Consider the following 12,380-nt stretch of genomic DNA (forward strand, 5'->3'; position numbering starts at 1 on the left):
GTTACGTTATACTATAACAAACTCTACACCACAGCCAGAGGTCCCCCATGTCCAACGATCCCCGCCTGCCCGTCACCGTCCTTTCCGGTTTCCTTGGGGCCGGAAAAACCACGCTGTTGAATGCCTTACTGAACAATCGCCAAGGCCTGCGGATTGCCGTGATCGTCAATGACATGTCGCAGGTGAATATCGACGCCGATCTGGTCCACTCCAGCATGGATGCCTCGGAAGCGGGCATTAGCCGCACGACCGAAACGCTGGTTGAAATGTCGAACGGCTGCATCTGCTGCACCCTGCGCGACGATCTGCTGGCCGAGGTGCGCCAGCTGGCCCGGCAAAAGCGTTTCGATTACCTGCTGATCGAATCAACCGGCATTTCCGAACCGCTGCCCGTCGCCACCACCTTCGATTTCGTAGATGAAGACGGCCAGTCGCTGTCGGATGTGTCGCGGCTGGATACGATGGTCACCGTGGTCGATGCCGTGAACCTGCCCGCCTATTTCGCCAGCCATGACGCTCTGCGTGACCGCGCCGAGGTCGAGGACGAGGCAGACCCCCGCACCCTGATCGACCTGCTGACCGACCAGATCGAATTTGCCGATGTGATCGTGCTGAACAAATGCACCGATGCCGGTCCCGCGAATGTCGATGCGGCCCGCAAGATCATCCGCGCCCTGAACGGTGATGCCCGCATCATCGAAACCGACAACAGCGCCGTTGCCCCCGATGATATCCTGAACACCGGCCTGTTCGACTTCGAGGTTGCCCACCAGCACCCCCAATGGATGAAAGAGCTTTACGGCTTTGCCGATCACAATCCCGAAACGCTGGAATACGGCATTGATTCCTTTGTCTATCGCGCCCGTCGTCCTTTCGATCCTGCCAAGATCGTCGCGGCCTTGAACGGGTCTTTGGCCGGTGTGATCCGCGCCAAGGGGCATTTCTGGGTGGCCACGCGTCCTGAATGGGTGGCCGAATTTTCGCTGGCGGGGGCGCTGTCCAGCATCAAGCCCTTGGGTCAATGGTGGGCCACCGTCCCGCAGGACCGCTGGCCGACGCATCCCGAAGGCATCGCCTATCTTGACCAGCACTGGCAGGAACCTTTCGGTGACCGCCGGCAGGAACTGGTCTTTATCGGCGCGGGCATGGACCGTGACCGCATCTGCGCCGAACTGGATGCCTGCCTGCTGGATGCCGACCACGGCAGCAATCCGGCCATGTGGCGCAATCTGGAAGACCCCCTACCCGCGTGGCGCGCCGCATGAGCGTCGGCAACCTTGGGAAAACCGCATTCCCGCTGACCCGCCGCAGCCGCGACCCGATGGCCACATTCGACGCCCTGCCCCAACCCTTGCGGCAATGGCTGGCCCATGCGGCCCTGCCGTGGTCGCCCGCATCCTGCCTGCGCTTGTGGCGCAAGTTGCGGGCGCAAGGTGCCGATACGGACCGCGCCTTGCAGATGCTGGCAGATATTCAGGAACGCAATCTGCGGCGACAGCGGGAAGACGCCGGAATAACACCCGATTTGCCCGCTCCCTCTGGCAGATAGAAAGCACGCTTCCCATATTCCTGTCAGAATAGGAACGACCTGAAAGGATAGACCATGCGCAGCGTCAGTTATGACCAGTTCGGCGAACCTCAAACCGTTCTTGGAATGGAAAAGGTTGACCGTCCCGAACCCAAGGCAGGTCAGATCCTGATACGCGTCATCATGTCGCCTATCCACAACCACGACCTTTGGACGATCAAAGGTCAATACGGTGTGAAACCCGATCTGCCCGCTGTCGCGGGCAGTGAAGCGGTCGGCATCGTCGAGGCAACAGGTCAAGGTGTTGATCCCGCACTGCAAGGCCGTCGCGTTGCGGTTGCCGGTCTGCAAGGATCATGGGCCGAATATGCGCTGGCCAACGCCTCATCCGCGATCCCCGTCCCTGACGAAATGCCGGATGAGGCCGCCGCCCAGTTGATCGCCATGCCCTTCAGCGCCATCACGCTGCTGGAATTCCTGAACGTCGAAAAGGGTGACTGGGTCATCCAGACGGCGGCAAATGGTGCGGTCGGCAAGATCATGACCGTGCTGGCCGAAGCGCGCGGCGTCAGACTGGTCAATCTGGTCCGCCGCAAAGCCGCAGCCGAGGATCTGGCCCGGCTTGGCATTACCGAGGTGATCTGCACCGATGATGCGGATTGGGTCGGTCAGGCCCGCAAGATTATCGGCGACAAGGGTGCCAAGGCAGCGATTGATTCCGTGGGTGGCGATATCGTCTCGGGTCTGATTGACCTGCTGGGTGATGACGGGCTGATGGTCACTTTTGGCACCGCAACGAACGCCCCGTTGCAGATGCCGGGCAGCCAGCTGATCTTCAAACATCTGACGGTCAAAGGCTTCTGGGGCGCAAAAGTCATGGCCGCCACCAAGCCCGAGGATGCGCAGCGCATGTTCGGCGAATTGATCGGTCTGGTGATGAACGGCAAGTTGAAGCTGCCCTCGGGCGGTGAATTCCGGCTGGATCAACCCGCCGATGCGATCAAGGCGGCGACCACGCCGGGCCGTGACGGCAAGGTCATGTTCAAACCCTGATCTGACGAACGACCCTGCGCCATTGGCGCGGGGTCACACCTGATGGCCGGTTTCACGCAGGTAATGGCGCACCGCATCGGCTACATGGCGAAAACGATCCCCGCCCAGATGCTTGCCACCGTACCATCGGGTGACAATCACCACATGGTTCGTCAGCTGTGCCCGTTCCAGCATCTGCAGGATCAACGCGCCCGCACCGCTTTCACCATCATCATCCTTGACCGGACCTTCATCCAGTATGGCGGCCCAGCTGTGATGTGTGGCCTTGGTGAAACGCTTGCTGCGCAGCAATTGCGCCAGCAGGTCCTGCACCTGTCCCCGATCTGCGGCAGACCCGCCCGCCACCGCATAGCGCGACCCGCGGTCCGAGATGATCTTGTCGAATACCCGCAGATCAGCGCCGGCGGACATAAAGCTCTAGCCGGTGATGGACAATATCATAGCCCATTTCGGCGGCGATTTCGGCCTGCAGGCGTTCGATACGGTCGTTGGTGAACTCGATCACTTCACCGCTGTCGATGTCGATCATATGGTCATGGTGGTGCTGGTCGGCGGCTTCCCATCGCGCGGGTTCGCCCTGAAACTCCAGCTTCTCGATCACGCCTTGCGCCTGCAAGGTGGTTAGCGTGCGGTACACAGTGGCCAACGATACACCCGCCCCTGCGGTCACAGCCCGTGCATGCAGTTCCGCCGCATCGGGATGGTCGTCGGCTGCTGCAATCACACCCAGAAGCGCCGCACGCTGGCGTGTGACCCTGACACCTGCATCACGCAGTGCCTGTTCCAGTTTTGTTGCACGTCCTGTTGTCATGACACTGTTTTGCCCCAAGCCCGCACCAGTTGCAACTGGACCGCAGATGCCGCTGCGGCTTTATCATTATCACCCCTTCAAGGTGCCGTCCGAACGTGCCAGCATGATCCCGCCCCAGATAGGAGACACCTGATGCTGCCCCCCCGTTCGGATTTCCCTGCAGATTTTACCTTCGGGGCCGCCACCTCGGCCTATCAGATCGAGGGCTCGGCGCAGGGTGGCGCAGGTCTGTCGCATTGGGACACCTTTGCCGCCACGCCGGGCAATATCATCGACAACAGCCACGGCGGGCGGGCCTGTGACCACCTGAACCGCTGGCCGCAAGATCTGGACCTGATCCGTGATGCCGGTTTCGACGCCTATCGCTTTTCCACATCCTGGGCACGGGTGATGCCCGACGGGGTCGCAGTGAACCCCGAGGGGCTGGATTTCTATGACCGCCTTGTGGACGGCATGCTGGAACGCGGGCTGAAGCCCTATCTGACCTATCACCATTGGGATCTGCCTGCCGCACTGGCCGAAAAAGGTGGCTGGCAGAACCGCGATGTGGCGGCGCAATTTGCCGATCTGTGCACGACCATCAACGCCCGCCTTGGCGACCGTATCACCAGTGCGGCCACCATCAACGAACCATGGTGTGTGGCATGGCTGTCGCATTTCCTTGGCCATCACGCCCCCGGCCTGCGCGACATCCACGCCGCCAGCCGCGCCATGCATCACGTTCTGCTGGCGCATGGCACCGCCGTCAAAGCCCTGCGGGCCGAGGGCGCCAAGAACCTTGGCATCGTGCTGAACTTCGAAACCCAGCACCCCGCTGATGAAAGCGACAGCGCAAAACATGCCGCAGTCACACAGGACGCCATCTATAACCAGTGGTTCATCCGCGCCATTATGGGCCAAGGCTATCCCGAGGCCGCGCTGGAGGGCATCGGTCCCCATCTGCCCGACGGCTGGCAGGATGATATGGCGACAATCGCCCAGCCGCTGGATTGGCTGGGGGTAAATTACTATACCCGCCACCTGAACGCCCATGCCCCCGGCCTGTGGCCGAATGCGGTCGATGTGCCGGGTCCTTTGCCCAAAACCCAGATGGATTGGGAAATCCGCCCCGAGGGTCTGACCGAATTTCTGGTGCGTCTGAAAAACGACCATACCGGCGATCTGCCACTATATGTCACCGAGAACGGCATGGCCCAAGCCGCGGGCGATCCGGTGACCGATGATGCCACCCGCGTACAATTTATAGGTGACCACCTGCGGGCCGCCAAGGCCGCCATGGATCAGGGCGTCGATCTGCGCGGGTTCTTCTATTGGTCACTGCTGGACAATTACGAATGGGGTTGGGGCTATGGCCCGCGCTTCGGTCTGGTCCATGTGGATTACGACACCATGGCCCGCACGCCGAAAGACAGCTGGTATGCGTTCCGGAATATGCTGACGGCGGGCTAAACAGGCGCGGCATCGCAGCGCGGTTGCGGCGCGTGGCGCGGCGGGCTATCTGGCTAAGGGAATATTGATCAACCGGAAGGCCCGTCATGATCGTCATCGCTGCTTTCATCCTCGGCGCGTTTCTGGGGTCGCGCCGCGCAGGGAAACTGGGCGGCAACCGCCGCGACCGTATTCAATATGCGGTTGCCTTTGCGGTGATATTTGCCATCATCGGCTTGTTCATAACCGTATTCATTGACCGGATGGCCTGATGTTCCTGCCCTTCTTCGACAGCTTGCGCCGCCACGGAGTGCCGGTTTCGCTGCGGGAATGGCTGGATCTGATGGCTGGCATGGAAGCGGGCGTTGCCGGATGGCAGGTCGACGGGTTCTATGCCCTGTCACGTCTGGTGCTGGTCAAGGACGAACGGCATCTGGACCGTTTTGACCGCGCATTTTCAGAAACATTTTCTGGACTGGACGAAATTCCGGTCGAAGCATTGGTCAACGAACAAGCCCTGCCCCGCGAATGGCTGGAAAAGCTGGCGGAAAAGTTGTTGACTGACGAAGAAAAGGCCGAAATCCAAGGCTCGGGCAGTCTGGAAGCCTTGATGCAGAAGCTGCGCGAACGGCTGGCCGAACAGAAGGGCCGCCATCAGGGTGGCAATAAATGGGTCGGAACGGCGGGGACATCCCCCTTCGGGGCCTATGGCTATAACCCCGAAGGCGTGCGGATCGGTCAGGACGAAAGCCGCCACCGCCGCGCCGTCAAAGTCTGGGACAAGCGTGAATTCCGCGATTTCGACGACAAGGTCGAACTGGGCACCCGCAACATCAAGGTCGCGCTGAAGCGCCTGCGCCAATGGGCACGCCACGGCGCGGATCAGGAACTGGACCTGCCCGCCACCATCCGCGCGACGGCCGATCACGGCTATATCGACGTCAAGACCCGTCCCGAACGCCGCAACGCCGTCAAGGTGCTGCTGTTTCTGGATGTCGGAGGCAGTATGGATGACCATATCCGCGTGGTGGACGAAATGTTCAGCGCCGCACGGTCCGAATTCAAGCACATGCACCACTTCTATTTCCACAACTGCCTCTATGAGGGCGTGTGGACCGACAACCGCCGCCGTTGGGCCGAACAGACGCCGACATGGGACATCCTGCACCGCTTCGGCAGCGATTATAAATGCATCGTGGTGGGTGACGCGTCCATGTCCCCATACGAGGTTGCCGTCCCCGGTGGCGCCAATGAACACATAAACCCCGAAGCGGGTGAGGTCTGGCTGCGCCGTCTGGCCGAAACATGGCCCGACCATGTCTGGCTGAACCCCGTACCGCAGGATCATTGGCGCTATACCCAATCTATCGACATGATCCGCACCATCTTTCCCGACCGGATGATGCCGATGACGCTGGACGGTTTGACGCAGGCCATGCGGCTGTTGGGTTGACGCATGGCATTGCCCCGATAAGGCCCCCATATAGGTCATATGCTCAAGTTCACGCCGATCATCCTGCTGGGCCTCTATCTGGCCGTGATGTGGTTCTTTTCCGCCTGGCGGCTGAAAAAGGACCTGAACGAACGTGCCACGCCGCTGAACCACCCGCGTCTGAAACCCATGCTGGAACGGCTGGGCGCAGCGATGGACCTGCCGCCCATCCGCGCCCATATCTACGAGGTGGAACCCGTCAACGGCCTTGCCGCCCCCGACGGGCGCATCTTCCTGACCCGCGGCTTTATCCGCAAACTGGACGCCTGCGAGGTGACGCCGGAAGAACTGGCCAGCGTCATCGCGCATGAACTGGGCCATGTCAGCCTTGGCCATTCCCGACGCCGGATGATCGATTTTGCGGGACAGAACGCCATCCGCATGGCGCTGGCCGGTGTTTTGGGCCGTATCCTGCCTGGCGTCGGCGTCTGGGTTGCAAATATGATCGCCACCGCCGTCGCTGCCCGCCTGTCGCGTCAGGACGAATTCGAGGCCGACCAATTCGCCAGCGCCCTGATGATCAAAGCCGGTTTCGGCACCGCCCCGCAAAAATCGTTGTTCCAAAAACTGGACCGCCTGACGGGCGCGATGGGCCGTGGCGCGCCCGCTTGGTTCCTGTCCCATCCGTCCGTCGCCAAGCGCATTGCCGCGATCGAGGCAGATGAGGCACGCTGGAACAGCCACTGATCCTGCAAGGGCTTGCCGCGCCTTGTGGCTTCCCTATTCTGGCCGTGAACCGTCCGAGGCCTGAATGTCCACCACCTTTCGCCGCCACGTCCTCTATCTGCCGGGTTTCGACCCGATTCCGCCACGTCGCTATCGCGAACTCTACCGGCGCGAAGGGGCGGATCAGGCGCGGATTTCGGGGCACAAGCTGCGGATGAAAAAGGCCCAGCCTGATGGCGGCGGTTTTGCGTGGCGCGTGGGGTCGCATATCGAAAACCGCGATGTCGAAACACGGATCGAGGTCGCCCTGTGGTCCGACATCGTTCAGGCATCCATGTCGACGGGGATTGTCGGCACATTCGTCCAGCTGTTCCGCACGATGTGGATCTACATCGCATCGGGCACCATCACGCGCCTGATGCGGCTGCGTCGGGGGCCGGTGATTGCGGCCTTTTACCCCATCGCAGTGCTGCTGGTGCAATTACTGCTGGCGCTGTTGGCATGTGCGCTGATGACGTGGGGCATTGCCGCGCTTGGTGGCGGGCTGTGGGGCCTGCCTGTCGGGGCGGCGGCGGCGTGGGGTGTGCTGGTGCTAGGACGGCGGCTGGATCACCGGCTGTTCGCCTATTACCTGATGCATGATTATGCCTTCACCTGCGCGAATTACGGCGCCTATCCCCCCGCGCTGGAAGACCGCATCACCCAGTTCCGCGACCGGTTGAATACCATTCTGGCGCAGGATCTGGACGAGGTTCTGATTGTCGGCCATTCATCGGGGGCCTATCTGGCGGTTTCGGTTCTGGCCGATCTGCTGCGCGAAGGCCCACGGCATGGCCCCGCGCTGTCGCTGCTGACGCTTGGCCATGTGGTGCCGATGGCGGGGTTCCTGCCACGCGCCGACCGGCTGCGCGATGATCTGGCGTTTTTGTCGCAGGCCGAGGGCATCTTCTGGACCGATGTCACCGCACCGGGGGATGCCTGCTGCTTTGCGCTGTGTGATCCAGTGGCGGTTTGCGGTATGGCGGGGCCGGACCAGCAATGGCCGCTGGTGATCTCGGCGGCCTATACCCAGACCCTGTCGCCCGAACGCCAGAAGGCCATCCGCAACCGCTGGTTCAGGCTGCATTTCCAATACCTCTGCGCCTTCGACCGCCCCGGTGATTACGATTATTTTGCCATCACCGCCGGTCCGCAAACGCTGGCGCAGCGCTTCGCAGGGCGCAAACCGTCACCCGGTCGCATCACCCGCCCCGCCGGCAAACGCGGATGAAGGCCCCCCGCCCCACCGGCGCGGAAGGTCGCGGCACCATCCGCACCCTGATGCGCGGCTTTCGCAGCGACCTGCTGGGGGCGCTGCCCGAACGCCTGTACCGCGCGTGGATGGCTGAATTCCGCACCCCCATCATCCACAGCTTTTTCTGCAACGACCCCGCGCTGCTGAAGACTATTTTGCAAGACCGCCCCGCCGATTTCCCGAAATCAAACCGGATGCGCGAAGGCTTGGCCCCTCTGCTGGGCAATGGTGTCTTCATCAGCAACGGCGCCGAATGGCAGCACCAGCGCCGCATCATCGACCCTGCATTCGAGGGCGGGCGTGTCCGTCACAGCTTTCCCGCCATTCTGGATGCGGCGCGGGCGGCGGTAGCGCGGATGCCCACCGGCGTCACGGATGTCGAACCGCAAGCGGCCCATGCCGCGGCCGATGTCATCTTTCGCGCTCTGTTTTCCCTGCCGGTCGAACATGCCATCGCCACGCAGGTGTTCGAAGCCTTCCGCGCGCACCAAGAGGCTCAGCCGCTGGTCAATTTGGCCGCTCTGCTGCCTCTGCCACGCTGGATCCCGAGGCCCCATTCGCGCCGCACGCGTGCCAGTGCGGGCCAAATTCGCGGGCTGATCGCTGAACTGGTGGATGAACGCAGGCGTCAGATTGCGGCAGGCACTGCACCCGACGATCTGGCGACCAAGATGATGGTCACGCCCGACCCCGAAACCGGCGAATGTTTTACGCGGGCCGAGATGATCGATCAGATCGCGGTGATGTTTCTGGCGGGGCATGAGACCAGCGCATCGGTGCTTGGATGGGCGCTGTGGCTGTTGGCCGCGCATCCTGAATGGCAGGACCGCGTGGCCGCCGAAGCTGCCCGGTTGACCGATGATTTTGCAAGCGTTTCCACCCTGAAATCTACCCGCGCCGTTTTCCGCGAGGCCCTGCGCCTTTACCCCGCCGTCGCCATGTTCGCGCGCGAGGCGACGCAGGCTGAAACCTTCCGCGAACGCCGCGTGCCGCGTGGGGCGCAGCTGGTGGTGTCGCCTTGGCACTTGCACCGGCATGAACGGTTGTGGGACCGGCCCGATGACTTCAACCCTGCGCGGTGGGACACGCCCGAAGGCAAGACCAGCGCGCGAAACGCCTATCTGCCGTTTTCCGCAGGGCCGCGTGCTTGCCCTGGTGCGGGATTGGCGATGATCGAGGGCGTGGTCATGCTGGCCGCCATCACCCGCGCCTTCCGGTCGGAAACCACCGACCGCCAGCCAACCCCAGTGGCGCGGCTGACGATCAGGGCCAAGGATGGCATTTGGCTGAAGCTAACGCCCCGCGATTAACGAAACAACACCAGCGATCCGGGCGACCATGCAAGACGGGTGCGGGTGCCGACCTCTTGCACGTCGCGGCCAAAGACGTTGCGCATGGAAATCCGCACGGTGCGCGGCTTGCCATTGACCTGACCGACCCCGTCCAGACGCAGATCGTAATAAGTCATGTCGCCGTAATAGACGACCTCGTCTATCGTCGCATTGGTTTCGCGCGGCTGGGTATGGGCGGCACCGACGGCCACCAAAGTCATCGTTTCGGGACGGAACCCGATCACGATGCCATCGTCATCGGGGTTGGCGCGGCTGATCTGGCTGGCAGGCAGTTCGACCTGCCCCAGACCGTCAACATCCACGGTCACGACACCCGACATATCCGATACGATTCTGGCGGGCAGAAAGTTCATCACCCCGATGAAATCAGCCACACGGCGGGTGGCGGGACGGGCATAAAGCGCCTCGGGGCCGTCAAGCTGGGCGATCTCGCCCTCGAACATGACGGCGATGCGGTCGGACATGACCAAGGCTTCTTCCTGATCATGGGTGACCAGAACGAAGGTGATGCCGACCTGACGTTGCAGCTTGATCAATTCGACCTGCATCTGTTCGCGCATCTTGCGATCCAGCGCGGACAAAGGTTCGTCCAGCAACAAGACCTTGGGCTTCAGGATCAGGGCACGCGCCAAGGCAACCCGCTGGCGCTGGCCACCCGACAGGGCATGGGCCGAACGCGCGCCATAGCCCTTCAGACCGACCATGCCCAAGGCTTCCTCGACCGCGGCGGCTTTGTCCGCCTTGCTGCGCGGATCACGGCGCAGGCCGAAGGCGACGTTTTCAGCCACCGTCAGATGCGGGAAAATCGCATAGGACTGGAACACCATATTGGTGGGGCGCTTGTTGGCAGGCACATCCTCCATCGACCGTCTGTCGATCAGGACGACGCCGCTGCTGATATCCTCGAACCCGGCAATGGTACGCAGCAGCGTGGTTTTCCCGCAGCCCGACGGTCCCAGCAGCGAAAAGAATTCGCCCCCGTTGATTGTCAGGTCGATGCCGCGCAGGGCGTGGTAATCGCCGTAATATTTATGAACGTCCCGACATTCGATCATGGGCTTGGCGTCAGTCACAGCAACCCTCCGGTGGGCGAGCCGCCGATACGGGCATTGCCCCGGCGGCGGAAATATTCGCCAATCGCCAACAGAACGATCGACAGCAGGACCAGCACCGTCCCAAGCGCCATGATGACGGGGATGGATCGCGGAAAGCGCAGCTGGCTGAAGATATAGGTCGGCAGGGTCGGTTCATTGCCCGCCAGAAAGAAGGCGATGATGAATTCATCCAGACTGATGGTAAAGGAAATCAACAGGCTGCTGATGATCCCCGGCATGACCAGAGGCAGCGTGACCAGACGGAACGCGCCCCATTTGCTTTCGCCTAGATCATAGGCGGCTTCTTCTAACGAGCGATCCAGACTGGAAAACGCGGTGGACAGGATGGCGATAGCATAGGGCATACAGATCAGCGCATGCCCTAGAATAACCGTCAGCAATGACAGCTGAACCCCCATGCCCAGCAAAACGACCAGCAGTGACATCGCCACGATAATTTCAGGCAGCACCATGGGCAGCATGATGAACGCCATCATCCCCCCACGTCCGGGAAACTTGAACCGCGTCGATGCCCGTGCCGCGAACACCCCCAGACAAGTCGCCAACACCGAGGCACTGAACGCAATCGTCAGCGAATTCGTCAGCGCGCGCCGCAGGGTGGCATTGCCCCACATCTGCACGAACCAGTCGGTCGTGAACCCTTGCAAAGGAAAGGCGATGATTGTGCCCGAATTGAACGCAAAGATCGGCAGCAGCAGGATGGGCGCATAAAGGAACAGCAGATACAGAACCGAATAGACCTGCAGGCCGCGACCTTTGGAATGAATGCTCATTGGCGCACCTTCAGGAAACGACGGTTGAGGAACAAGAACACCGCGCTGATCACCGCCACGACGACCATGGCCATCACCGCCAGCGCCGATCCAAGGGGCCGGTTGTCCAGCGCCAGCATCTGCACCTGAATCATATTGGCAATCATCGGGATCTTGCCGCCGCCGATCACCTCGGGGGTGACATAGTCGCCGATGGTCGGGATAAACACGATCAGCACCGCTGCCAGCACCCCCGGCATCGCCAAGGGCAGCGTGACCCGCCAGAATGTCATCGCGCGGCTTTCGCCCAGATCACGGCCAGCCTCCAGCAGGGAACGGTCGATTTTTTCCAGCGCGACGAAAATTGGCAGGATCGCAAAGGGCGCATAGGCGTGCGCCAGCGTGATCACGATGGAATTGACGTTATACAGGATAAAGGTCAGCGGTTCGTCGATGATACCAAGGCCGGTCAGCGATGAATTGACCACGCCGTTATAGCCCAAGATGACCTTCCACAAAAACACGCGGATCAGATAGCTGGTCCAGAACGGGATGGTGATCAGAAACAGCCACATCGCCTTGCGTTCGGGGCGCACAACAAAGCTGACGTAATAGGCGACCGGAAAGGCCAGCCCGACCGTCAGCGCTGTCACCGCCGCCGCCACAATCAGCGACCGCATCATGACCACAAGCACGATGGGGTCGGTCAATACCTCGGCGTAATTGGCCCATGTGAAATCACGGATGATTTCCAGATAGCCGTCGGTCAGAAAGCTATAGGCCAGAATCGTCAACAGCGGGATGGCCAGAATGCCAAGGGCATAAAGGAACGGTGGCGCGATCAGGGACAGGCCTGCTTTTGCCTCTGCGTCGAACTTGGCCATCGCGC

At 61.6% G+C, this 12,380-nt stretch carries 14 protein-coding genes; 9 read left to right on the plus strand and 5 right to left on the minus strand.

Annotated elements, in window-relative coordinates:
- The first annotated feature begins 47 nt into the window (after nt 1-47).
- Genes DWB67_RS02850 through DWB67_RS02860 form a run of 3 tightly spaced genes read left to right on the plus strand, consistent with a single transcriptional unit; the run spans nt 48 to nt 2,581 of the window.
- Complete coding sequence (locus DWB67_RS02850) at nt 48-1,265, plus strand: GTP-binding protein (RefSeq protein ID WP_119805965.1); 1,218 nt, start codon at nt 48-50, stop codon at nt 1,263-1,265.
- Nucleotides 1,262-1,549 carry a DUF6525 family protein gene (locus DWB67_RS02855; protein ID WP_119805966.1) on the plus strand — a complete coding sequence of 96 codons (288 nt, stop codon included), beginning with the start codon at nt 1,262-1,264 and terminating at the stop codon, nt 1,547-1,549. Before DWB67_RS02850 ends, DWB67_RS02855 begins: the two co-directional genes overlap by 4 nt.
- A gap of 54 nt (nt 1,550-1,603) precedes the next feature.
- Nucleotides 1,604-2,581: a zinc-binding dehydrogenase gene (locus DWB67_RS02860; protein WP_119805967.1), complete on the plus strand. Its 978-nt coding sequence runs from the start codon at nt 1,604-1,606 to the stop codon at nt 2,579-2,581.
- A 33-nt stretch (nt 2,582-2,614) separates the two neighbouring features.
- On the opposite strand, the gene DWB67_RS02865 is transcribed toward DWB67_RS02860, so the two are convergent.
- Entirely contained in the window at nt 2,615-2,992 is a 378-nt protein-coding gene (locus tag DWB67_RS02865) for a YigZ family protein (RefSeq protein WP_119805968.1), read from the minus strand.
- Entirely contained in the window at nt 2,976-3,392 is a 417-nt protein-coding gene (locus tag DWB67_RS02870) for a Fur family transcriptional regulator (protein WP_119805969.1), read from the minus strand. Before DWB67_RS02870 ends, DWB67_RS02865 begins: the two co-directional genes overlap by 17 nt.
- Nucleotides 3,393-3,524: 132 nt before the next feature.
- On the opposite strand from DWB67_RS02870, the gene DWB67_RS02875 reads away from it, so the two are divergent.
- The 6 genes from DWB67_RS02875 to DWB67_RS02895 all read left to right on the plus strand — a co-directional run bounded on the left by DWB67_RS02875 (nt 3,525) and on the right by DWB67_RS02895 (nt 9,582).
- Nucleotides 3,525-4,841: a GH1 family beta-glucosidase gene (locus DWB67_RS02875; RefSeq protein WP_119805970.1), complete on the plus strand. Its 1,317-nt coding sequence runs from the start codon at nt 3,525-3,527 to the stop codon at nt 4,839-4,841.
- 86 nt (nt 4,842-4,927) lie between these two features.
- A complete protein-coding gene (locus DWB67_RS17980) occupies nt 4,928-5,092 on the plus strand; it encodes a hypothetical protein (protein WP_182911467.1) in 165 nt (54 codons plus the stop codon).
- Nucleotides 5,092-6,273 (plus strand): VWA domain-containing protein, encoded by a 1,182-nt coding sequence (locus DWB67_RS02880; RefSeq protein ID WP_119805971.1) that lies wholly within the window; start codon nt 5,092-5,094, stop codon nt 6,271-6,273. Before DWB67_RS17980 ends, DWB67_RS02880 begins: the two co-directional genes overlap by 1 nt.
- A gap of 39 nt (nt 6,274-6,312) precedes the next feature.
- The gene (locus DWB67_RS02885) at nt 6,313-6,999 is read left to right on the plus strand and encodes a M48 family metallopeptidase (protein WP_119805972.1); all 687 of its coding nucleotides are present in this window, start codon (nt 6,313-6,315) and stop codon (nt 6,997-6,999) included.
- A gap of 64 nt (nt 7,000-7,063) precedes the next feature.
- Complete coding sequence (locus DWB67_RS02890; protein WP_119805973.1) at nt 7,064-8,248, plus strand: hypothetical protein; 1,185 nt, start codon at nt 7,064-7,066, stop codon at nt 8,246-8,248.
- On the plus strand, nt 8,245-9,582 hold the full coding sequence (locus DWB67_RS02895) for a cytochrome P450 (protein WP_119805974.1): 1,338 nt from the start codon (nt 8,245-8,247) through the stop codon (nt 9,580-9,582). The genes DWB67_RS02890 and DWB67_RS02895 overlap by 4 nt, the downstream gene beginning before the upstream one ends.
- Here DWB67_RS02895 and DWB67_RS02900 read toward each other — a convergent pair.
- Genes DWB67_RS02900 through DWB67_RS02910 form a run of 3 tightly spaced genes read right to left on the minus strand, consistent with a single transcriptional unit; the run spans nt 9,579 to nt 12,375 of the window.
- A complete protein-coding gene (locus tag DWB67_RS02900; protein WP_119806172.1) occupies nt 9,579-10,679 on the minus strand; it encodes an ABC transporter ATP-binding protein in 1,101 nt (366 codons plus the stop codon). The two genes, DWB67_RS02895 and DWB67_RS02900, sit on opposite strands and share 4 nt — an antisense overlap.
- A gap of 14 nt (nt 10,680-10,693) precedes the next feature.
- Nucleotides 10,694-11,512 (minus strand): ABC transporter permease, encoded by an 819-nt coding sequence (locus tag DWB67_RS02905; RefSeq protein ID WP_119805975.1) that lies wholly within the window; start codon nt 11,510-11,512, stop codon nt 10,694-10,696.
- Entirely contained in the window at nt 11,509-12,375 is an 867-nt protein-coding gene (locus tag DWB67_RS02910) for an ABC transporter permease (protein ID WP_119805976.1), read from the minus strand. The genes DWB67_RS02905 and DWB67_RS02910 overlap by 4 nt, the downstream gene beginning before the upstream one ends.
- Between the last annotated feature and the right edge of the window lie 5 nt (nt 12,376-12,380).

Origin of the sequence: Paracoccus sp. JM45, from assembly GCF_003590715.1 — a bacterium.
Classification (GTDB): Bacteria; Pseudomonadota; Alphaproteobacteria; order Rhodobacterales; family Rhodobacteraceae; genus Paracoccus.

Excerpts from the sequence above, each read along its gene's own strand:
- DWB67_RS02850 (WP_119805965.1), top strand. The coding sequence starts at position 48 with ATGTCCAACGATCCCCGCCTGCCCGTCACCGTCCTTTCCGGTTTCCTT.
- DWB67_RS02855 (WP_119805966.1), top strand. The coding sequence starts at position 1,262 with ATGAGCGTCGGCAACCTTGGGAAAACCGCATTCCCGCTGACCCGCCGC.
- DWB67_RS02860 (WP_119805967.1), top strand. The coding sequence starts at position 1,604 with ATGCGCAGCGTCAGTTATGACCAGTTCGGCGAACCTCAAACCGTTCTT.
- DWB67_RS02865 (WP_119805968.1), bottom strand. The coding sequence starts at position 2,992 with ATGTCCGCCGGCGCTGATCTGCGGGTATTCGACAAGATCATCTCGGAC.
- DWB67_RS02870 (WP_119805969.1), bottom strand. The coding sequence starts at position 3,392 with ATGACAACAGGACGTGCAACAAAACTGGAACAGGCACTGCGTGATGCA.
- DWB67_RS02875 (WP_119805970.1), top strand. The coding sequence starts at position 3,525 with ATGCTGCCCCCCCGTTCGGATTTCCCTGCAGATTTTACCTTCGGGGCC.
- DWB67_RS17980 (WP_182911467.1), top strand. The coding sequence starts at position 4,928 with ATGATCGTCATCGCTGCTTTCATCCTCGGCGCGTTTCTGGGGTCGCGC.
- DWB67_RS02880 (WP_119805971.1), top strand. The coding sequence starts at position 5,092 with ATGTTCCTGCCCTTCTTCGACAGCTTGCGCCGCCACGGAGTGCCGGTT.
- DWB67_RS02885 (WP_119805972.1), top strand. The coding sequence starts at position 6,313 with ATGCTCAAGTTCACGCCGATCATCCTGCTGGGCCTCTATCTGGCCGTG.
- DWB67_RS02890 (WP_119805973.1), top strand. The coding sequence starts at position 7,064 with ATGTCCACCACCTTTCGCCGCCACGTCCTCTATCTGCCGGGTTTCGAC.
- DWB67_RS02895 (WP_119805974.1), top strand. The coding sequence starts at position 8,245 with ATGAAGGCCCCCCGCCCCACCGGCGCGGAAGGTCGCGGCACCATCCGC.
- DWB67_RS02900 (WP_119806172.1), bottom strand. The coding sequence starts at position 10,679 with ATGATCGAATGTCGGGACGTTCATAAATATTACGGCGATTACCACGCC.
- DWB67_RS02905 (WP_119805975.1), bottom strand. The coding sequence starts at position 11,512 with ATGAGCATTCATTCCAAAGGTCGCGGCCTGCAGGTCTATTCGGTTCTG.
- DWB67_RS02910 (WP_119805976.1), bottom strand. The coding sequence starts at position 12,375 with ATGGCCAAGTTCGACGCAGAGGCAAAAGCAGGCCTGTCCCTGATCGCG.